Raw genomic sequence first — 21,076 nt, forward strand, 5'->3', positions numbered from 1 at the left:
ATCAATGAAGTATGGAAGACAAAGCACAAACTAATCAGGTTCAAACTGCAAGTATGAATAGGACTAAAGCGCCGCAAAAAGTTGAAGTTGTAGTTGCCAATTCATCTTCAGGGTCAGAAGTAAATATACTTGGAGAACTATCCATTTTTGTTTTAAGAATAGGTTTTTGTGCTTTGATGATTCATCATGGCCTTGAGAAACTTCAGGATCCACAAGGTTTTGCTGAGTTTGTAGTTGGTAAGTATTTTCCATTTTTGCCAGGTGATCCTGTTATTTGGACTTTTGGAGCGGCAATTACTCAATTGGTATGCCCACTAGGATTGGCTTTGGGGATTTTTGCGAGGCTTTCTTCTCTTGGTCTATTCTCCACCATGGCATTTGCAGTTTATTTCCATCTCCTTGATACTGGACTAGAAGGTTTTCCTCTTGCAGTGGTTGAAGGTCATAATTATGCTTTCGAATTGTCTTTTATATATGGTGCTATTTCTCTCTACTTTCTTTGTGCAGGTCCAGGCAGGTTATCTTTATTCAGAAAAACTAATAAGATTACATATTATCCAAAATCAACATAATTTAATGTAAAAAGTGCCTTTTTTGCGTAAATACCATTGAGATTCCTTTCAAATTACACATATCAATACTTTCTTGATCTCTTAGACTTCCTCCAGGTTGAATAATAGCTTTTATTCCATATTTATTTGCTAGTTCTACAGTATCAGCAAATGGGAAAAACCCATCGCTGGCCAAGACAGCATCAGAACACAAACTTCCAGCTGCTTTTAATGCAATTTTTGCTGCTCCAACTCTATTCATTTGTCCAGCTCCAATACCAATAGTTTTTTGGTCTTTTGCGATAACAATCGCATTAGATTTTACGTGTTTACAAATTTTCCATGCAAAATTTAGATCTAAGTTATTTTGATTACTAGGATTTTTATTAGTTACTGAAATCCAATTTTCAGTTTTTTCTTTGCTATCGTCAGTATCCTGAACTAGTAATCCACCCATTATTGACTTAGTAGAACTTTGATTCTTTTTTGGAAGTTGATCTTTTGAAAACTTTAAGATTCTTAAATTCTTTTTAACTTTTAAAATTTCTAAAGCTTCCTCATCAAAAGATGGAGCGACGACACACTCTAAGAAAATATCCTTGAGGTGATTTGCGGTTTCACTATCAACATTTGAATTAAAAGCAACTATTCCTCCAAATGCACTAACAGAGTCACATTCCAAAGCATTCAAAAATGCTTGTGAAGCTGAATTACTTATAGAGGCACCACAAGGATTATTGTGTTTTAAAATAACAGAAGCAAACGTGGCGGTTGTAAGCTCATCATTTTCTGTGTAGCCAAATTCTAAAACTGTTGAAAGTGCCGACTCTAGATCCAATAGATTGTTATAACTTAAGTCTTTACCTTGTAATTGCTCTGCTGAGTTCCATCCAAAATTACTTAAACCATACCAAAAAGCTTTTTGATGTGGATTCTCCCCATATCTTAAGGTTTTGATTAGTGGATAAGATTCAATATATTTGGAAGATTGTAAGCATCTTTCTTTGCTTATCCAATTAGATATTGCAGTGTCATAATCTGCAGTATGTTGAAAAGCTTCAAGGGCTAATTTTGCTTTATATGAGTCCTTTAATTCACCTTTTTTACTTTCTTCAAGAAAATTTTGATACTGACTAGGATCCACTAATACGGAAACGTCTTTATGATTTTTTGCTGCAGAACGAATCATTGATGGCCCTCCGATATCGATATTTTCAATAGCATCTTCCCATTTTGCTCCCTGTTCTACAGTTTTCTTAAAAGGATATAAATTTACAACTACCAAGTCAATGAGTTCAAGATTGTGGGCTTCTATATCTCTTTTATGTTCCTTATCAGTTCTTTTAGCTAAAATTCCTCCGTGTATTTTTGGATGTAAAGTTTTAACTCTTCCTCCAAGTATTTCTGGAGAATTAGTAAATTCTGCAACTTTAATAACTGGAATTTTTGCCTCAATAAGATGTTTTGCAGTTCCTCCACTTGATAAGATTTTATAATTAAATTGTTCGATCAATTCCTTACAAAATGGAATTATATTTTTTTTATCAGAGACACTTACTAAAGCTAATGGTGACATTATGGGAAATTTTACTTACTTAAGAATATAAACATGAAATACGATATGAATCATGAATTTGTCTCGATTAGCTCTCAAACTGCAACTCATAGAATTATTTTGATACATGGTTGGGGAGCCGATTCAGATGACCTTTTAACAATTGGGGAGGAGATTGCAGAAAAAATAAATCTTGATTTTGAGGTAATCTCTTTAAGGGCTCCTGGATTGCATCCAAGTGGTCAAGGAAGACAGTGGTATGGATTGTACCCACATGATTGGAATGGAGCTAAGGCTGAAGTAAATAAACTTTTAGGAACATTAAAAAAATTTGATACTGATCAGATTTCACTCAGAAAAACAATTTTGTTGGGTTTCTCTCAAGGTGCGGCAATGGCAATTGATGCAGGATTTAAATTAAATTTTGGATTAATTGTTGCTTGTAGTGGTTATCCTCATCCAAACTGGGTACCGGGGGAAAAATGCCCACCATTAATAATCAGTCATGGTTTATTTGATAATGTTGTACCTATAGATGCTTCAAGAGTTATTTATGAAAAAGTAAAAAGTAAGTCCTCTAAATTTTGCGAATTATTAGAATTCGATGGATCACATCAAATTGATTCAAATTTAATTAATTTTATAAGTTCAAATATGAGTAATATTTTTTAAACAAAAGCATATTCATATTCTTCAATCTCTTCCCAATCATCTGCAGTAAGTTCTAGACCTTCAAATATTTTTTCTTCACCAATCCCTTCAACTACAACTTTTAGAGATGGAAATAAAAAATGATTTTCTTCAGCATACTGTGCACTAAATAAACCCTTTTCGCCCCAAAAAAACCTATCAGTGGTATGTTCATTTCTGCGAACGTTAAAAACTGAAGGCGCTGATAAAGCATTTTCAGCTATGAATCTTCTTGCTGCTGTAACTGGTTTATGTTTGCCAGTTTCGATATGATAAATAGGAACATGTGCCATTACCCTTTGACCAGCCAATCTTCTTCTGCTGATTCTCTTTCTTTTTTTTGACATTGATTGGTACTCCTGAAATTATTTATGAGATTAGTCTTATTTATTTTTACTAATCTTACATCTGTGATTTTGAATTCACATAAATTACATAGAGGACCCATCAACCCCTGATGTAGCTTAAAATATGATCAAATATTCATATTTAAGGCTGACTAAAGACAGACCTCTTTATATATCTTAATACTTTTTTCATATTTTACAAGCCCTTTTTCAAATTTTTTCTAAAAATTACTCACAATTTCATTAATTATGAATCTCTCAAAAAAATTTGAAGAATTAATTGCAAAACAGCTAGAGAGTTTTGGTTGTTCAATGGGAGTAACTCATTTAGTTATGTATCTTGCTTCGGCTAAGCAAGGAACTAAAGCATCTTTTGAAATGGTGAGTCAATGGCCACAAATTGATAAGCTTTTAGTATCAATAGAAGATGATCCTTCACTAAAAGTTTCTTCACCTAATAGAAGATGGTACCCGCTTCAAGAAAATGATATTTTGCTTGGGGTCCTTAGGGTCGAAACTGATTTGAAAGGTGGGAATTGGCCAGTATCTCTTGATTCTAGATTAAAAGCGCTTTCAATATCTTTAGCTAAATGTGTTTCTATCGAATTAGAACGCCAAAATAAAAATGAAGAAATTAATTATCTCAAAAATCAGGTCAATGTCATAATCCATCAATTGAGGAATCCATTAGCTGCTCTCAGGACATATGCAAAATTACTAATAAAAAGACTTGGTTCAGATGATGACTCAATTGAAATTGTCGAACGCATGATAATAGAGCAAAAACAAATTAATCAATACATGGATTCTTTTGTTCAATTAAATTCACCTATCCAACTTCCTCTAGAAATTGGAGAGGAAAGATTATTATTACCACCAAATTTAGATAATAAAAAGGTCATAACTGTTCAGGGTTTATTGAGGCCAATATTAGAAAGGGGTAAAGCTAATGCGGACTTAGAGAATAGAGATTGGACTGAACCTTCTCTTTGGCCAGATTGGACTTTATCGCCACTAAAGGCAAAATATGCTGTAATTGCTGAAATTGTGGCAAATTTATTAGAAAATGCGTTTAAATATGCCCAAAAAGATGCTGAAATTGGACTTACAATTACGAGTGATGGACTTTGTATATTTGATAATGGCAAAAAAATAACCAAAAATGAAAACGAGAAAATTTTTGAAAAAGGTTTTAGAGGTTCTGCCGCTAAGAAGAAGGACGGCACTGGTGTTGGACTTTTTTTGGCGAGGAAATTAGCGCAACAAATTGGAGGAGAATTGAGATTGCTGGAAGATAACTCGATTGATAATACTAATGAATTAAAAAATCTTAAGAAGAAAAATATTTTCTATTTAGAACTTCCTATAAAAGAATTGCATGCATAAAGAGCATTGCAGTTTCAACTAGTACAACACTTGCACCGCAGGCATCTCCATTGAAGCCTCCAATTTTATTCCCCAGTATATTTGGGATAGAATAGCTTATAAAAATACCAATCAAAATCAGAATTAGAAATTTAATTAATATTGCTTGGGATGTAATTGAAACTAATTGGTATGCAATGAAAATTAAAAGAAAAATAATAGAGATCAAAGATTCTTTTTTGAATCCATTCCAAAACTTTTTATGACTAATAGATTTTTTCTTATAACTCATATATTTAAACTTTTCAATAAAAAATAAATTTGAAAATCTGCCCCAAAATAAGCATATAGGTAAAACAAAAATTATTAGGTTTTGAATTTTCAGTAGGCAAGCAATTTGAATTAAATTTATAAAAACCAAACCTTGAACCCCAAAGGCCCCAACCTTACTATCTTTCATGGCTTTTAAACGTTTCTTTTTACCCGCAAAAATTCCATCGAAAGTATCCATTAAACCATCGAGGTGTAGACCACCAGTAATTAAATATCCTGAAGCCAAACAAATTAAAGTAGATGCATAAATTGACCAAGAGTTTGTTTTTAAAAAAAGAAAAATATAACTCTGAATTGTTCCAATAAAAAATCCTAAAGGCGGTGCAAATTGCGCAATATTTTTAAATTCGGGATTAATTAAAGGTATCTTTGGAAATGTCGTATAGAAAATCCAAGATCCTGCAAAATTTTTTATTAAATATTTTTTGATGAGTAAATATAGATTCAATACTAAATAATAGGGTAGATTAATAAAAAAGGATCAAAAAATTTTATAAATCATCGTGTTTGAATTTGAAATTTCATCGACTTGCAGTAATACAGGTGCAAGAACTGGTATATTTCATACTCCAAATGGTCAGGTTAAAACACCAAAGTTTATGCCTGTGGGTACTTTAGCAACGGTTAAAGGGATTTCATCTCAACAGTTAGACTCTACAGGCTCAGAAATGATTCTCTCAAATACCTTTCACCTTCATTTACAACCTGGAGAAAAACTAGTTAAAGAATCTGGCGGAATACATAAGTTCATGAATTGGCCTAAGCCAATTCTTACTGATTCAGGCGGCTATCAAGTTTTTAGTTTGGCAAAATTAAATAATATTTCTGATAATGGTGTGGAATTTAAAAATCCAAGAGATGGTAGCAATGTATTTTTGTCACCTGAAAAAGTAATGCAGATTCAAATGGATCTTGGATCGGATGTTGCGATGGCTTTTGATCATTGCCCTCCGCACACAGCTAGCGAAAATGATATTGAGGAATCTTTACAAAGAACTCATTCATGGTTGCAAAAATGTGTTGAGACTCATAAGAAATCCAATCAAGCATTATTCGGAATAGTTCAAGGAGGTAAGTATGAGAGATTAAGAGAACTTAGCGCAAAATTCACAAGTTCTTTTGATCTTCCTGGAATAGCAGTAGGAGGTGTAAGTGTTGGAGAGGCAGTCGAAGAAATACATAGTGTAATTAATTACGTCCCGAAATTCTTGCCAATAAATAAACCAAGATATTTAATGGGAATTGGCTCTTTGAGAGAAATTTCATTAGCTGTTGCTAATGGATTTGATATATTTGACTGTGTTTTGCCTACAAGACTAGGAAGACATGGGACTGCATTTCTTAATGATGAAAGATTAAATTTGCGAAATGCTCGATTTAAAAATGATTTTTCTCCGATTGACAAAACTTGTAAATGCGAAACCTGTAGTTCTTATTCTCGTGCATATTTGCATCATCTAATAAGAAATGATGAAATATTAGGTCTTACCCTAATAAGTTTGCATAATATTGCTCATTTAATAAGATTTACTAATGCTATTTCTAATGCAATAAAAGATAATTGTTTTACAATTGATTTCGCTCCTTGGAAATCATCCTCTATTGCTCACCATACGTGGTAACGTCTTATCATAATTAATTAAATTATTAAAAAGGTGCTCATTCTATTTAATACATTCGCTGAATTGCCTGAGGCTTACAAGGCTTTTGCTCCAACCGTTGATGTTCTCCCACTAATTCCTTTATTTTTCTTTTTATTGGTATTTGTTTGGCAAGCTGCAGTTGGATTTAAATAAAATACTTTAGTCTAGATAGTTAATCTCAGAAAGGATTTTCAAGTAAAATCGCATCTCCAGAATTTTCTACAGCACTCTCTATAAAATCAGCTATTTTTAAAGCTCTTGAGGCTTGCTCGCCATCTACCTCGGGAGATTCTTTGCCTTGAACGCATTTAAGAAAATGCTCTAACTCTGCATAAAGAGGCTCTATGGAAGTTGTATTAACTTCTTCAACATATCCATCATTCCTATAGACTAATTCACCATGTTCTGCTGTGTATGATTCATGAGATTTTCGATGAATTTGAAGAGAGTGATTTAAGAAATCAGTTTCAACTAGTCCATTTTGGCAGTGAACACTTAAGCTTCTAATTTTTTTATGACTCATTTTGCTTGCAGTTAAGCTTGCAATAACATTATTTTTAAAAACTAAAGTCGCATTTACATAATCTATTAATCCTTCGCTATTTCTACCTCCAACTGCTGCTAATTTTTGTATTTTTGAGTTCACAAGCTCCAAAATAAGATCAATGTCATGAATCATTAAATCCATTACTACAGAAACATCATTTGCTCTATCTGCGTGAGGACTATGCCTTCTTGCTTCTAAAACAACAATTTCTTCATTATTTACTATTTTATTTAATTCTCTAAAAGCAGGATTAAATCTTTCAATGTGCCCAACTTGTAATAAACAATCACTTGCATTCGCGGCCTTTATTAAAGATTTTGCTTCTAACTCATTAGCTGCAATTGGTTTTTCAATTAGAACATTGATACCTCCTTTAAGACAATCCAGTCCTACTTTTTGATGAAGTAGTGTTGGGACAGCGATACAAATAGCATCAACTTTCGGGATTAAGTCCTTATATTCCCTGAACCATTCACATTGAAATTGGTCAATAGCTAATTTGCCTCTCTCTTCATTTGGATCTGCAACTCCTATGAGATTTGCATCTTTGAGTAAACTTAGTACTCGAGCATGATGCCATCCCATATTTCCTATACCTATGACTCCAACCTTTACGGGTGATGAGGTTGGTTGCATAACTTTAATCCATACATTTATGTATTATTATCCTCTATCGGAAGCCAAATTTAGCTTTTAGGCAGAATTATTTTAACACGGTCAATTTTTGGGCCTGACATAGAAATAACTTCAAATTTAATATTATGAAAATCTAAAACGTCGCCAATTTTTGGAACCATTTGGAATTTTTCTAGAAGAAATCCGGCAAGGGTATAATAATCTGGACCTTCTGGGATAGAACATCCTAACTTTTTATTGATATCTATAATTTCAGATTTCCCAGCTATTGACCATTTTCTAGAGAAATTATCTAACATTTTCATATCTGAATAAATCCTACTACTTAACATTTCTTCTCCAACTATTTCTCCATTTAGATCAGCTGCAGTTATGAGCCCCTCTGTCCCACCATGTTCATCAACTACTAGTAAGAAAGGATTGTATTCTCTTACTATTGGTAGTATTTCTGCTAATGAACTTGTTTCTATTATTTTTGTCACTGGTAAAAGGAAAGGCTCCAATAATGTATCTGCTTCCATTTCGCCTTTTGATATGGGCTTAGCTAAATAACGCAAATCTAGTACACCTAATACATCATCTAGAGACTCATCAATAACAAAGAAGCGCGCATGTCGAGTTTTGTCTACTTGTTTCATGAGTTCTGAAAAGGTTATGTTTTTTGGCAAAGTTACCATTTCAGATCTTGGAATCATTACTTCTTTTACCTGCGTATCTTTTAAAGCAAAAACACCTTCAAGAATATTCTTCTCATCTGGCTTTAAACCCGTAACATTATCAGTTTCTATAAGAGTTTCTAATTCTCCTGCGGATAAACCCGAATTTAAAGAATCCCATTTGTTATTTAAATTGAATAAACCTAAACAGGCGCTTGCAAAAAACTCGATTATCGTAACTATAGGCTGCATTGCTTTTCTTACTGCATCGAATATGGTAGTCAACCTTAGTGCAGCAGATTCTGGATTATTAATTACTAAGGCCTTAGGAATTAGTCCAGACACAAGAGTAACTATTAAAACAACAAATAAGAATAGTAGAAGATCATAAAATCTATTTTGCAAAATATTTTTTTTCCAAAAATCATTTGCTACGCTATTGCTGATCCATCCAATTGCAATTAATGAAATTGTTACCCCAAATTGAGAAGCAATTAAGGAAGATCTAAATCTTTTTTGAATTTTTAGAATTGAAAATGCTCCTTTCTTTTTTTCTTCAATTAGTCTTAAAACTTTGCTCGGTCTTATTAATAAGAAAGAGAGCTCACTTGCCGCGAAAAAAGCTGGGAAAAATAAAATAAAAAAAAGAAGAGTTATTTTCATTCAATGACAAATTAATAATGGGGGTGGCGAGGATCGAACTCGCCTTAGCCAAATTATGAGTTTGGTGCATTCACCAGATTGCTACACCCCCAAGGGAATTCATGTAATTTTAAATACATTGATTTTAAATATACAATATAAAAATAATATTTCAAAAAACTCCTTCTTAGTAAGTTTTTGTGAGATTTCTTGTTTTTCTTCTAATCTTTAAATATAAATTTAACTTTTACTAATGGGTAATTTTTCAGAAAAGTATGATTTAAATAAAGCTAAATTGTTAAAACAGTTAATAAAAAAGTCTTATAAGAAGGGAGACTTCACTTTATCTTCTGGTAAAAAAAGCAGTCATTACTTGAACTGTAAACCGGTCTCTTTGAATGGCGAGGGTCTAAACTTAATAAGCGATTTATTTTTAGAGTTAAAGGACTCAAGGTCAAAAGCTGTAGCAGGATTGACATTAGGTGCAGATCCTCTAGTAAGTGGATTAATTGTCAAAGCAGCTTTGCAAGGTATTGACCTTAATGGTTTAATAATTCGAAAAGAAATTAAAAATTATGGCACCAAAGCTGGAATTGAGGGGCTTACATTAGAAGAAGGAACTTTGGTAACTGTCTTAGAGGATGTTGTCACAACTGCTGGTTCAGTAATTAAAGCTATAAAAAAGTTAAGAGAAAATAATTATATTGTTGAGGAAGTTTTGTCTATAGTTGATAGGCAAGAAGGGGGTCGTGAAGCCCTTAATGATGAAAATGTTAAATTAAAGAGTCTTTTTACCATAAAAGACTTTTTATAATTATCCTAATAATGCAAGATATAAAAAAAAAGTTTTGGCTTGAAAAATTTGATTGTTTTTCTGTTACTGGAGGAGATTCTAGGAAATTCTTGAATGGAATAACAACGAGTAATATTCTAAATTCAGAAAATAAAGTTATTAAATCTTGTTGGTTAAATCCAAATGGAGTTCTAAGGTCATTAATTGAAATTATTTTTTTAGAAAAAAACTTAGAAGTAATTATTTTGGCGGGTAACACTAATGAAATAATTGATTACTTTAATCAAATTATTTTTCCAGCGGACGATGTACTTCTAAGTGAACCTTTCTTGATAAATAGAATTCAGGAAATTGACGAATCTAGTTCATGGAGGACTTACCAGCCTATTTTCTTCAAAACAGAAGATAAAGAATTTGAAATATATAAAAATAAACTAAATTTTTTAAATTCCAATGATTTAAAACTTTGGAAGATCAATCAGGCAATACCCTCATTAGAAATGGAAATAAACGGAAAAAATAATCCTCTTGAGCTTGGATTACAAGATCTTATAGATTTTAATAAAGGTTGTTATTTAGGACAAGAAACAATATCAAAAATAAAGAATGTTTCTTCTTTAAAACAGGAAATAAGAATTTGGCAATCATTTGAATCTAACTTGAATTTAGACGTTGAAGATAAAAATTTATATATAAATTCTAATAAGAATATTTCTGTAGGCAAAATCACTAGTTTTTTTAAATCTGATTCACAAATAAAAGGATTAGCAATGATAAAAAGAAAATATTTAGAGGAAGGAAGTTATTTTTTTTCAGAAATTTTTGGAAAAATTATTATAAATAAATCTGTAGGATCAATTTTTCTTTAATTGATTTTTGATTAAATATTCTGCAATTTTTAGAGTAGCAAAACAATCATCTTTGTTATATTGGGCAATTTTTTTTAAAAATATTTCGTTTTCTGTAATTTGATATTGAATCCACCAATAAAGGGCTTTTGAGCCACTTACATTTTTCTGCATCCATTCAAATCCAAGCCAATTAGAAATAGTTTTTAATCCATAGTTTTTTAGTGGTAATATCCAAGACTTTCTTATTAAGGTATGTAAGTCTATAAATCTTGAGGCAAGTGAATCAATTTCTTCAAAACTAAAATTTAGGTTTTTAGCAATATTAATTATTGCTATCTTTTCAGTCTCTCCGTAATGTAAAACTGGCCATTCCTTCTGTGAATAAAGTATTTCGATAATTTTCCTGTAAGATTCTTCTTTATTTTTTTTGAGATTTAAAATTGGTTTATAAATAAGATCTTCTTTTTTTGTAAATAAATTATTTATTTTTAAAAAACCATATAAAAAGTCATGCTTATCATCTGGATTTGACTCAATATCAAATATATAAAATCCTGAACATGTTTTTTCTAGTAGATTGTTAGGATCATTTTTATTGGAAATGCGATATGGTTTCCCAGAAATATAAGCTTGTGCTTGCTTTACAAATACGGATGCTTTTTCATACTTTTGATCATTGAATTTAGATAATTTCTCTCCAAGTTTTTTTTCGCTATACGAAGCTAATGTTTGGGTATCAGATATTCCATTTGTTATCAGTAATGAGGCCGTTTTGGATCCTATCCCATCTATATCTGTTAGATTTCCATTCTCTTTTGCTTCTTTGTCACAAAATTTTTGCCATGAACAAATAGTACATTTTTTTCTATCTTGAGTTATTTCTGGCATAAATCCCTCCAAGCATTCATGCAAACTTAATAAAACGTTCAAAACTTTTTTCCTTAATTTTTTATTTAAATAAATTTCTTCAACATTAACTTTTTTATCAAAACTTGAAATTACTAATCCTTTCTCAACTTTAGATTCTTGAAAAGATTCCAACAGCATAGAACTAAAAGCTAAGTCGAATAAATGTTCTTTAGTGGTTTTATGCCCTAACTTATAAACAGCAGGTAAATATTTATATTGTCCCCATTTACTTTTACCTTTAGCCTTTACAAGTAATTGTGGACGTATCTCTGCGTTAATATTTTGGAAGAGATCCCCTTTGATTCTCAATCCAATTACCCCTTGATATCCATTTTCACAGGCTTTTAATCCTGTATATATTTCACTATTACAATAGTCAGAGAAAATTTGAAACTGATTAATTTTATCTATAGCTTTATGGGGAGACCAAACTTCATTAGATTTTTTACCCTTAAAATCGAGCCATGCTTTTCTTTTGCATCTTGTAAAACTTTTTAAATGGAGAGAATTCAAATTATTTTTTAAGGGGCGGTTTTAAAATTTACTCATATAAATTAGTATAGATAATTAGAAGAAATCAAGGAAATTTTAAATTTGACAGCTGATAAATCAGATAAGATAAAATTTGGAACTGATGGGTGGAGAGGAATTATTGGATTTGATTTTAATTTATCCAATCTTTCAAGAGTTGTTGTTGCTGCATGCCAGGAGTTGCATTATCAATACTATAAAGAAGTTAATTCAAAGAAAATTATTATTGGATATGATCGTAGATTTATGGCTTGTGAATTTGCCAAGCAAATAGTGCCTTTTGTAAGAGGATGTGGTTTTGAACCGATCTTATCTAATAGCTTTGTTACAACACCCTCTTGTAGTTTCTATGCCAAAGAAGTCGGTTGTCTTGGAGCGTTAGTAATTACAGCAAGTCATAATCCATACAATTGGCTAGGTCTGAAAATAAAGAGTTTTAATGGATGTTCTGTTGACGAATCTTTTACAAGTGCAATTGAAAAAAGATTCATGCTTGGAAATTCAATTGAAAAAATAGATGGAGTTAATCAATTGGTAGATATTAAGAAATTTCATTTAGATAGAATTAAATCCCTTTTTGATATTGACTTTATTTCCAATAGATTGAAAAAATTGAAATTGAGAATTTTTGTAGATTCTATGCATGGTTCAGCTGCAAATTGCATGGCTGAGATTTTTGCCTCTAATGACTTAGAAGTTATTTCAGAAATCAGGAAAGATGCTGATCCTTTTTTTGGAGGAAAACCTCCTGAACCTCTTTTAAATTATGTAAATGATCTAAATCAAATACTAAGGAAAAATTCAACAAATGAAGTTAAAACCCTAGGAATTATATTTGATGGTGATGGTGACAGAATTGCGGCAATTGATGAAAAAGGGAGATACTCTAGTACTCAAGATCTACTCCCATACTTTATTAGCTATTTGGGCGAAATTAAAAATAATTCTTATCCAGTTTTAAAAACTGTTAGTGGTTCAGATATTATTAAAAATATATCAGAGAGTCAAAATAGAGATGTTTTTGAACTTCCAGTTGGCTTTAAATATATTGCTGAAAAAATGATTAAAGAGAAAATATTTATTGGAGGAGAGGAATCCGGAGGAGTTGGTTTTGGTGACTTTATGCCTGAAAGAGATGCTCTATATGCTGCAATGGTTTTATTAAATGGAATTGCCGAAAAATCGCAATATTTATATCAAACCTTAGATGAAATTCAAAAAGATTTTGGGCCAAGTTTTTATAAAAGAATTGATATTAAATTTCCAAATCAGTCTGAAAAAAATAAAGTAAAAGAATTTATAATACAAAACATCCCTGAGAATATTAATAATCACAAGTTAAAAAGTATCTCAAAGATTGATGGAATAAAGTTGAGAATTGATAAAAATTTTTGGCTTCTTTTTAGGTTTTCAGGAACGGAACCTCTTTTAAGGTTATATTGTGAAGCACCAAAAAAATCTTATTTAGATGAGTTATTAGAGTGGGGTCAAGTATTTATAAATTTGACAGGAAAGTAATAATGAAAAATTTATATTTAGCCAGTAAGAATAAAGGTAAAATTGAAGAATATAAGAAATTGCTTGCTGGAGTTAATTGTAAATTATTACTCCAGCCAGAATCATTAGATGTTGAAGAGAATGGACTGACATTTAGAGATAATGCAATTAAAAAAGCGAGTGAAGTTTCTAGAAAAACTAATAATTTCTCGATAGCAGATGATTCAGGAATTTGTATTGAAGCATTAGATGGTAAACCTGGTATTTACTCATCTAGATATGCAGAAAATGATCAGAAGAGAATTGCACGAGTTTTAAAAGAACTTGATGGACTTCAAAATAGAAGTGCTTTCTTCATTGCCAATATTTGTGTTTGTTCCCCAAATGGTGAAGTGATTATTGAATCTGAGGCCAAATGTCATGGCAATATTATTTTAAAACCGAGAGGAAAAGGTGGTTTTGGGTATGACCCAATTTTTGAGGAGAGATCTACCAGATTAACTTTCGCAGAAATGAGTGATGATATTAAAGACTCTTGTAGTCATAGAGGAAAAGCATTAAAAAAAATTATTCCAGATTTAATTGAAATTTTTTCTTAAATTCCATTAACCCAAGATCCATGAAGGCCATGAGGAATTGAAATGGGTAATTCATAAACAGCTAATTCTTTTAAGTCTTTTGCGTCTAATATCACTAAATCGCTCCCTCTTCTTTCTCCGTTCCATAAAAGTATAAATATAAATCCCTCATCTTCTTGTGCAGAGTTTTCTGATGGAACCATAATTGGTTCACTTACGAATCCACTTGGGCCTGCTGACCAAGAAATCTCTTCCTTAGAAGATAAATTTATTTTTTTTATTGCTTGAAGTGGAGCATTACCCAGCTTTTGAGATGTGCTTGCCATCCAACTAAAAGTTGCTTTTAATCCTAAGTTTTTAGGATTAACAACAGCAAATTCACAACATTGTTCACTTAAAGTTTCAAGTTCACTAGTTTTTTTCTTTAGATCGATAATTGATCTTTTCAGTTTTCCTTCTGGATATTTATCAAAGTCAATATCCCTAAAATTCTCGTCTGGACCAACTGATGGGAAATCATCATAAAAAATACTATCTAATACGATTTTGGAATCTTTTTCAAAAGCATTTACATGATGAAAAACGAATCCTTCTGGAGCATCTATTGTTAACGGTGGCTGACCTCTAAATAATCCACTTTCTCTGGGGATGATAAAAAACTTTGCCTTTTTATTTGGGTTTGACTTTAGACATTGTGCTGCTCCTCTTTGACCCATTACAAATGGAAGAGGATTGAAATCAATAGCATTCTGTAAAAATATTGCCCAATTAGTTGTAATTGCGAAATCATGAAGGAATGCAAAGCCATTAAAAGTATCTTTTCTGTCAAAAATGAGCTCTCCAGAATTTGTACCAGCATTATTGAATTCCATTAATCTAATGGTACTTTTTGGCCCGGTTTGTACTCCAAAAGTGACTAAAAGTTCTGAAGATTCATTTGAGTTTAGGTCTTTTTTAGGATGAGCACTGAATGCTTCGTTAGGCTTGAGTACCCCTTTTAATGTTGTTAAACCAATAGTGTCAAGACTATCAGGATCCATTGCATGCGGACCGGCTGCTTCCCATAATGCGAGAATTTCATCTCCTAATTTAATGACATGAGTATTAGCAATATTCTTGAATTTTAGATCTAATACATTATTTAAAATTCCGCCATTTTTTTGTGTCCCAAAAACACCTCTATAAATAAATTTATTTATTTTTTCTTCTTCCAAATAGCCTTTAGTTTTAACAAATCTATTTGTTAAAAATGGCTGACCATTTTCGAATTTTATTGAAGTTATCATTCCATCGCCATCAAATGGATGATGTACCCATTGGCCTCCTCTCTCTAGTATTCCTGGTCCATTTCTTAATAATGTTCCATTTAAATTTTTAATATTATTACCTTTCCTAATTGTTAGAGGCTTTTTAGTAAGCTCTTTTTCTACATTTTGATACGCACTTGACCAATCTTCTTTATTAAAAATTTTAAATTTATCAATTTTTTTATCTTGTAAATTAGTCACAACAAAATATTCACTTTATCTATCTTCGCCAAAAATCAACTGAATTGTGGCTGATTTGAAAAAATTCCTATTTTAATCATTTTCTAAAATTCCTTTACTGCTTGGAATTGAATCAGATCTTCTTAGATCTATTTCGGTAGCCATTCTCATTGCTCTTGAAAAAGCTTTAAAGCACGCCTCAACTATATGATGTGAATTACTTCCTCGTATTTGATTAATATGCAGAGTAATACCGCTGTTATTTACAAAGGCAATAAAAAACTCTCTTACTAGTTCAGTATCATAATTTCCTATTCTAGGGGCTTTTAGTTGAAGATCATAAGAAAGATGTGGTCTGCCAGAGCAGTCTAGAGTTACTTGAACTAATGCTTCATCTAATGGGGCAAAGAAATGTCCAAATCTGCTTATTCCTTTTCTTTCTCCCAGGGCTTTTGAAAATGCTTTGCCTAATGCGATTCCTACATCTTCATTTGTATGATGATCATCAATATGGGTATCTCCAATTGCTTTTATTTTTAAATCGAACAAACCATGACTGGATATTTGATGAAGCATATGATCTAAGAATGGTATCCCTGTATCAATCTCAGAAATCCCATTTCCATCTAAGTTTATAAATACAGAAATATCTGTTTCATTCGTTTTTCTTTTTATTTCAGATTGTCTTAGAGATGACATTTTTATGCAGAAAACTTAGTTTACATTCCATTAATGCAGTAACCCGCATCAACATAAATTGTTTGGCCTGAAATGCCGCTAGAGAGATCACTCAATAAAAAAGCAGCAGTATTACCTACTTCTGTTTGAGTGACTGTTCTGCGTAAAGGAGCCTTTTCTTCAACATTGTGAATCATATCTAAAATGCCACCTATAGCAGAACTCGCAAGTGTCCTTATAGGCCCAGCACTTATTGCGTTAACTCTAACTTGTTTTTCGGGACCAAGTTCTGCAGAGAGATATCTTACTGAAGCTTCTAAAGCTGCTTTAGCAACTCCCATCACGTTATAGTTAGGAATCGCCCTTTCTGATCCTAAATAAGTTAATGAGACAACTCCAGCACCATCACTAAAAAGTGGTTTTGCTGCTTTACATAAAGGTGCTAACGAATAAGCACTTATATTTAGAGCCCTATCAAAACCCTCTGAAGTGGTAGCACTATAATCTCCAATTAATTCATCGCGTCCTGCAAATGCTAGGCAGTGAACTAATCCGTCAAGTTGTCCCCAATTGTTTTTTATATTTTTAAAGATTTCTTCAATTTGAGCTGGATTTTGAACATCAAGAGGCAAAAATAACGATGGGTTTAAAGGTTCAGTTAGTTCTCTAACTTTAGATTCGAATCTTCCCTTATCATCAGGCAAATATGTTATTCCAAGTTCTGCACCAGCTTTTGAAAGTTGTTGAGCGATACCCCATGCTATTGAACGATTGTTGGCAATTCCCGTAACAAGAATTTTTTTGCCAGTTAGATTTAGAAGCATTTTGTTTATTATTTCTATTATTCTCCTATATAAAAGTACCTATCTTTGCGGATTACTGCAAAATATACAATAATTTTCAAATATCAAAGAATTTTTAACTTGAACATGGTCAGAACAAATTCTATGGTTTTGCAACTAGGTTTTCAATTACCTAATTTCGAAATGTTAAATGCTAATTCTTCAAAAAATGAATATTTTAATTCTCATAATCTAGATAATCGGCATTTACTTTTAATGTTTGTTTGTGCCCATTGCCCATTTGTTAAATATATTGAGAATCAAATTTTCACTTTAAGTAAAGAAATTGAAAATACAGTTCAAACAGTTGCAATCTCTAGTAATGATATTGTCACTCACCCTTCAGATTCTCCTAATAATTTGAGATTACAAGCACAATCACAGGGATGGAGTTTTCCTTATTTATATGATGAAAATCAAAATTTTGCTAAGGAATTAAAAGCCGCTTGTACTCCAGATTTTTATCTTTTTTCAAATAAAGGAGATGGTGATTTTTTATTGTTTTATCATGGCCAATTAGACGACAGTAGACCAGGTAATAATATCCCTCTTTCTGGTAAAGATTTGCGCTCTGCTGTAAGAGATTTAAATCAAGATAATTCTTATCCTTCAAATCAGATACCTTCTTTAGGTTGCAATATTAAATGGACTCCTGGTAAAGAACCAAGTTGGTTTAAATGAATTAAAATTTTTTTTTACCCATAGAAATATGGTTTAGGGTTAATATATTCACTATGCAGATACCTCCATTTACTTTAAATAGGCAGTACCAAGAAATTGGCTCTGAAATTGAGAGTGAGGTTTCTAAAGTTTTAAAAGGTGGCCAGTATATCGGAGGACAAGAAATTGCCAAATTTGAGGAGAGTTTTTCCAATCTGATTGGTGTTGAAAATACTATTGGATGTAATAGTGGAACTGATGCTTTGGTATTAGCTTTGCGCGCATTAGATATTGGTGTGGGTGATGAAGTTATTACCTCATCCTTTAGCTTTTTTGCGACTGCAGAGGCAATTAGTGCAGTTGGCGCTAATCCTATTTTGGTAGATATAGATCCTCAAACTTATCTCATTAATGCTGAACTAATAGAACAAGAAATAAATTCTAATACCAAGGCAATTATGCCAGTTCATTTATTTGGGAATGCAGTGAATATGACCTTAATAAAATCTTTAGCCAACAAATATGACTTAAAAGTAATCGAAGATTGTGCTCAGGCAACATGCACAATGTGGCAAAATTCCAAAGTTGGTAGTATCGGTGATATAGGCTGTTTTAGCTTTTTCCCTACTAAGAATTTAGGAGCTGCTGGAGATGGTGGAGCAGTAACAACTTCAGATCATAAGATTGCCAAAAAAATAAGAGAACTGGCTGTTCATGGTAGCCCAATAAGATATCACCATACACAAATAGGATATAACAGCAGACTTGATACCATTCAAGCTGCAATATTAAACATTAAAATTAAATATATTTCTAAGTGGATTAATAATCGCCAAAAAATTGCTAAAAATTACCTTGATTTATTAGAAAAAAATCCATTTATTAGTTTTCCAAAAATTAGCTCTGATTCAATTTCCCATTCTTGGAATCAATTTGTCATCAAATTAAGAAACGATAAATATTTTTTAAATGAAGATTTTTCAAATTTATTTGATACTGATTGCAAAAAATACTATTCCTTAAGGAATTTGGTAAAAAAACAACTTTTTGAAAAAGGTATTAATTCAATTATTTATTACCCAATTCCAATACACGCACAAATAGCTTACAAAAATAAAAATTTTTCTAGAACAAAACTCATAAATACAGAGAGAATTTGTACAGAAGTTCTTAGTCTTCCAATGTTTCCTGAAATTTCTTATGAAGAGCAAGTTTATGTTGCAGAAAATTTAAATAAAGTTTTAAAGAATTCTATAGAGGAAATTCAAATTTCAGCATAAAGTGATTTAAATAATCTTTGTTGTATGTTGTGACTAACAATAGGGCTTGAATAATTATTTTTTTCTAAATTAGATATCTCCCCATTTAATAATTCTGAATTTGACACTTTAGATAATTCAGGAATCCAATATTTTATATATTCGCAAATAGGATCAAATTTTTTTGCTTGGGTATATGGATTAAATATTCTAAGTGGTTTTGGATCCATACCGCTACTGGCGCTCCACTGCCATCCCCCATTATTTGCAGCTAAGTCTCCATCAACCAATGTCTCCATAAATTTTTTCTCGCCCATTTGCCAACTGCATATAAGGTCTTTTACCAGAAATGAAGCGACTATCATCCTACATCTGTTATGCATCCAGCCAGTACTATTTAGTTGACGCATTGCAGCATCAACTATAGGTACTCCTGTTTCTCCGTTGCTCCAATGTTGAAACCATTCATTATTGTTTTGCCATGGAAAGTGATCCCATTTTTTTCTATATGGACCTTTCTCTAGATCTGGGAAATGGAATAAGCAATGTTGATAAAATTCACGCCAAATAAGTTCTTTTTGCCAAGTTTCAATTGATAGGTAATTTTCTTGATTTGCAAAATCTGAATTTAAATTTAATGTGGCATTCCAAACTTTTCTAATGCTGATGGTGCCGAATCTGAGAGATGCACTTAGAAATGATGTCCCATTATGGGAAGGAAAATCTCTTGCAGAATTATAAGAATATATTTTTTTTTCGTTAATGAAGTTTTCTAATAGTGTTTCTGCAGCATTCTCTCCAGGTCTACAAGGGCAAATATTTGAACTTGGAAATTTGATATTTTTGATGAATTTCTCTAGAACAGAATCAGATGAATTTATTGTCTTATTTTCTTTGAGTGTATTATCTATATCTTTAAACTGGAAAACAACTTTATCTTGGTCATATGAACCTAATAAATTTATTTTTGATTTAAGGTTTTTATAAAAAGGTCCATAAACTGTATAAGGTTTGTTATTCCCCGAAAATATTTTTAAAGGTTCTATTAATAAGTGATCCCAAGTTTCAATAACTTGAATATTTTGTTCTTTTAAATTTTTTTTTATTTGTAAGTCGCGATTAATCTCATAAGGTTCAATTGATTTATTCCAAAAAACAAATTTAGCATCTATAGTCATTGCTAATTTAGGAATTATTAATACTGGATCGCCTTCTTCAAAAACTATTCTACTTCCCATTTTTTTCCATTTATTTCCTAATTCTTGAAGCGAATTTCCTAAAAACCAAGCTCTTGAGCTTGCATTGAAATCGTGTGAGTAATTTTTATCAAATATATAGGTTGAAGTAATAGCGTTTGATAATGAAAATGCTTTAATTAAAGCTTGATTATCAAATATTCTTAAATCCTTTCTATGCCAAAAAAGTATTCTAGGTTTATTCATAACTTCTCTAAAAATTGTTTGGCTCTAAACCAAGCTGTCACAGTTTTTGCATCGAGAATTTCATCCCCACTAGAAATAAGATTATCTAGTTCGTAGGGATTTAAAATTAATACTTCTATATCTTCATCTAAATCGCCTTTAACCTCGCAATTTAGTTTGCTTAAATCACGCGCTAAAAATAAATAAATTTCTTCATCTGCATAACCTGGAGCAGGGACAAGAGTTCCTAGTTCATCCCATTTGTTTGCACTGAATCCTGTCTCTTCTTGTATCTCTCTTTTAATTGAATCAATAGGTGTTTCACCTATTTCTAATGTACCTGCTGGAAATTCTAATAAATACCTTGAAACAGCAAATCTATATTGCCGAAGAATGATAACTTTTTTATCTTTTGTAATAGGAACTGCTAATGCTGCACCGGGATGTTTGATGTATCCATATTCACCTTCATGTCCATTTGGAAGCTCAATTCTATTTATTTCGAAACTAAATTTTTTAGACTTTAACTCAGATATTTTTTCTTTAAAAATTGATCTTTTTATAAGGTTTTTGTTGCCCATAATTTTTAAATAAAAATAGCCTAA

At 31.6% G+C, this 21,076-nt stretch carries 22 protein-coding genes and 1 tRNA gene; 11 read left to right on the forward strand and 12 right to left on the reverse strand.

The window, feature by feature from the left end; genetic code table 11:
• The first annotated feature begins 11 nt into the window (after positions 1-11).
• Entirely contained in the window at positions 12-572 is a 561-nt protein-coding gene (locus tag HA141_RS01390) for a DoxX family protein (protein WP_011862306.1), read from the forward strand.
• A 1-nt stretch (position 573) separates the two neighbouring features.
• Here HA141_RS01390 and purH read toward each other — a convergent pair whose 3' ends face one another.
• Positions 574-2,127, reverse strand: a complete 1,554-nt coding sequence (purH, locus tag HA141_RS01395) for a bifunctional phosphoribosylaminoimidazolecarboxamide formyltransferase/IMP cyclohydrolase (RefSeq protein WP_209116384.1) — start codon at positions 2,125-2,127, stop codon at positions 574-576.
• A 33-nt stretch (positions 2,128-2,160) separates the two neighbouring features.
• Here purH and HA141_RS01400 point away from each other — a divergent pair, with 33 nt between their 5' ends.
• The gene (locus tag HA141_RS01400; protein ID WP_209116385.1) at positions 2,161-2,778 is read left to right on the forward strand and encodes an alpha/beta hydrolase; all 618 of its coding nucleotides are present in this window, start codon (positions 2,161-2,163) and stop codon (positions 2,776-2,778) included.
• Here HA141_RS01400 and HA141_RS01405 read toward each other — a convergent pair.
• Entirely contained in the window at positions 2,775-3,143 is a 369-nt protein-coding gene (locus tag HA141_RS01405) for a DUF3155 domain-containing protein (RefSeq protein WP_011819620.1), read from the reverse strand. The genes HA141_RS01400 and HA141_RS01405 overlap by 4 nt on opposite strands.
• A gap of 249 nt (positions 3,144-3,392) precedes the next feature.
• Between HA141_RS01405 and HA141_RS01410 the strand changes: the two genes are divergently transcribed.
• Positions 3,393-4,529 carry a sensor histidine kinase gene (locus HA141_RS01410; RefSeq protein ID WP_209116386.1) on the forward strand — a complete coding sequence of 379 codons (1,137 nt, stop codon included), beginning with the start codon at positions 3,393-3,395 and terminating at the stop codon, positions 4,527-4,529.
• Here the strand turns inward: HA141_RS01410 and HA141_RS01415 are convergent.
• A complete protein-coding gene (locus tag HA141_RS01415; protein ID WP_245157250.1) occupies positions 4,507-5,289 on the reverse strand; it encodes an adenosylcobinamide-GDP ribazoletransferase in 783 nt (260 codons plus the stop codon). The two genes, HA141_RS01410 and HA141_RS01415, sit on opposite strands and share 23 nt — an antisense overlap.
• A gap of 55 nt (positions 5,290-5,344) precedes the next feature.
• On the opposite strand from HA141_RS01415, the gene tgt reads away from it, so the two are divergent.
• Complete coding sequence (gene tgt, locus HA141_RS01420; RefSeq protein WP_209116387.1) at positions 5,345-6,463, forward strand: tRNA guanosine(34) transglycosylase Tgt; 1,119 nt, start codon at positions 5,345-5,347, stop codon at positions 6,461-6,463.
• A gap of 33 nt (positions 6,464-6,496) precedes the next feature.
• The gene (locus HA141_RS01425; RefSeq protein WP_011375837.1) at positions 6,497-6,637 is read left to right on the forward strand and encodes a photosystem II reaction center protein K; all 141 of its coding nucleotides are present in this window, start codon (positions 6,497-6,499) and stop codon (positions 6,635-6,637) included.
• Positions 6,638-6,662: 25 nt separating this feature from the next.
• On the opposite strand, the gene HA141_RS01430 is transcribed toward HA141_RS01425, so the two are convergent.
• From HA141_RS01430 to HA141_RS01440, 3 genes are all read right to left on the reverse strand, one after another.
• Entirely contained in the window at positions 6,663-7,667 is a 1,005-nt protein-coding gene (locus HA141_RS01430) for a Gfo/Idh/MocA family protein (protein ID WP_209116388.1), read from the reverse strand.
• A 50-nt stretch (positions 7,668-7,717) separates the two neighbouring features.
• The gene (locus HA141_RS01435) at positions 7,718-8,986 is read right to left on the reverse strand and encodes a hemolysin family protein (protein WP_209116389.1); all 1,269 of its coding nucleotides are present in this window, start codon (positions 8,984-8,986) and stop codon (positions 7,718-7,720) included.
• Between the two features lie 18 nt (positions 8,987-9,004).
• A tRNA-Ile gene (locus HA141_RS01440) sits at positions 9,005-9,077 on the reverse strand.
• Between the two features lie 141 nt (positions 9,078-9,218).
• Here HA141_RS01440 and pyrE point away from each other — a divergent pair.
• Together pyrE and HA141_RS01450 are read left to right on the forward strand one after the other, a co-directional pair.
• The gene (pyrE, locus tag HA141_RS01445) at positions 9,219-9,779 is read left to right on the forward strand and encodes an orotate phosphoribosyltransferase (RefSeq protein ID WP_209116390.1); all 561 of its coding nucleotides are present in this window, start codon (positions 9,219-9,221) and stop codon (positions 9,777-9,779) included.
• An 11-nt stretch (positions 9,780-9,790) separates the two neighbouring features.
• A complete protein-coding gene (locus HA141_RS01450) occupies positions 9,791-10,627 on the forward strand; it encodes a folate-binding protein YgfZ (RefSeq protein WP_209116391.1) in 837 nt (278 codons plus the stop codon).
• Here HA141_RS01450 and HA141_RS01455 read toward each other — a convergent pair.
• Positions 10,613-12,031 carry a TM0106 family RecB-like putative nuclease gene (locus tag HA141_RS01455; protein WP_209116392.1) on the reverse strand — a complete coding sequence of 473 codons (1,419 nt, stop codon included), beginning with the start codon at positions 12,029-12,031 and terminating at the stop codon, positions 10,613-10,615. The genes HA141_RS01450 and HA141_RS01455 overlap by 15 nt on opposite strands.
• An 81-nt stretch (positions 12,032-12,112) precedes the next feature.
• On the opposite strand from HA141_RS01455, the gene HA141_RS01460 reads away from it, so the two are divergent.
• A complete protein-coding gene (locus HA141_RS01460) occupies positions 12,113-13,567 on the forward strand; it encodes a phosphoglucomutase/phosphomannomutase family protein (RefSeq protein ID WP_209116393.1) in 1,455 nt (484 codons plus the stop codon).
• A gap of 2 nt (positions 13,568-13,569) precedes the next feature.
• Positions 13,570-14,145, forward strand: a complete 576-nt coding sequence (gene rdgB / locus HA141_RS01465) for an RdgB/HAM1 family non-canonical purine NTP pyrophosphatase (RefSeq protein ID WP_209116394.1) — start codon at positions 13,570-13,572, stop codon at positions 14,143-14,145.
• On the opposite strand, the gene HA141_RS01470 is transcribed toward rdgB, so the two are convergent.
• The 3 genes from HA141_RS01470 to fabI all read right to left on the reverse strand — a co-directional run bounded on the left by HA141_RS01470 (position 14,142) and on the right by fabI (position 17,113).
• Positions 14,142-15,632, reverse strand: a complete 1,491-nt coding sequence (locus HA141_RS01470) for a carotenoid oxygenase family protein (protein WP_209116395.1) — start codon at positions 15,630-15,632, stop codon at positions 14,142-14,144. The two genes, rdgB and HA141_RS01470, sit on opposite strands and share 4 nt — an antisense overlap.
• A gap of 72 nt (positions 15,633-15,704) precedes the next feature.
• Positions 15,705-16,310 carry an imidazoleglycerol-phosphate dehydratase HisB gene (gene hisB, locus HA141_RS01475; protein ID WP_209116396.1) on the reverse strand — a complete coding sequence of 202 codons (606 nt, stop codon included), beginning with the start codon at positions 16,308-16,310 and terminating at the stop codon, positions 15,705-15,707.
• A 20-nt stretch (positions 16,311-16,330) separates the two neighbouring features.
• Positions 16,331-17,113, reverse strand: coding sequence for an enoyl-ACP reductase FabI (gene fabI, locus HA141_RS01480; RefSeq protein WP_209116397.1), 783 nt, complete (start codon positions 17,111-17,113; stop codon positions 16,331-16,333).
• Positions 17,114-17,218: 105 nt separating this feature from the next.
• On the opposite strand from fabI, the gene HA141_RS01485 reads away from it, so the two are divergent.
• Both HA141_RS01485 and HA141_RS01490 read left to right on the forward strand, forming a co-directional pair.
• On the forward strand, positions 17,219-17,812 hold the full coding sequence (locus HA141_RS01485) for a thioredoxin family protein (protein WP_209116398.1): 594 nt from the start codon (positions 17,219-17,221) through the stop codon (positions 17,810-17,812).
• A 53-nt stretch (positions 17,813-17,865) separates the two neighbouring features.
• Positions 17,866-19,071, forward strand: coding sequence for a DegT/DnrJ/EryC1/StrS family aminotransferase (locus HA141_RS01490; RefSeq protein WP_209116399.1), 1,206 nt, complete (start codon positions 17,866-17,868; stop codon positions 19,069-19,071).
• Here the strand turns inward: HA141_RS01490 and HA141_RS01495 are convergent.
• Both HA141_RS01495 and HA141_RS01500 read right to left on the reverse strand, forming a co-directional pair.
• Entirely contained in the window at positions 19,056-20,492 is a 1,437-nt protein-coding gene (locus HA141_RS01495) for a cryptochrome/photolyase family protein (protein WP_209116400.1), read from the reverse strand. The genes HA141_RS01490 and HA141_RS01495 overlap by 16 nt on opposite strands.
• Positions 20,489-21,052: an NUDIX hydrolase gene (locus HA141_RS01500; protein WP_209116401.1), complete on the reverse strand. Its 564-nt coding sequence runs from the start codon at positions 21,050-21,052 to the stop codon at positions 20,489-20,491. Before HA141_RS01500 ends, HA141_RS01495 begins: the two co-directional genes overlap by 4 nt.
• Positions 21,053-21,076 lie beyond the last annotated feature (24 nt).

It is taken from the genome of Prochlorococcus marinus XMU1402, assembly GCF_017696205.1.
GTDB lineage: Bacteria > Cyanobacteriota > Cyanobacteriia > PCC-6307 > Cyanobiaceae > Prochlorococcus_A > Prochlorococcus_A marinus_AC.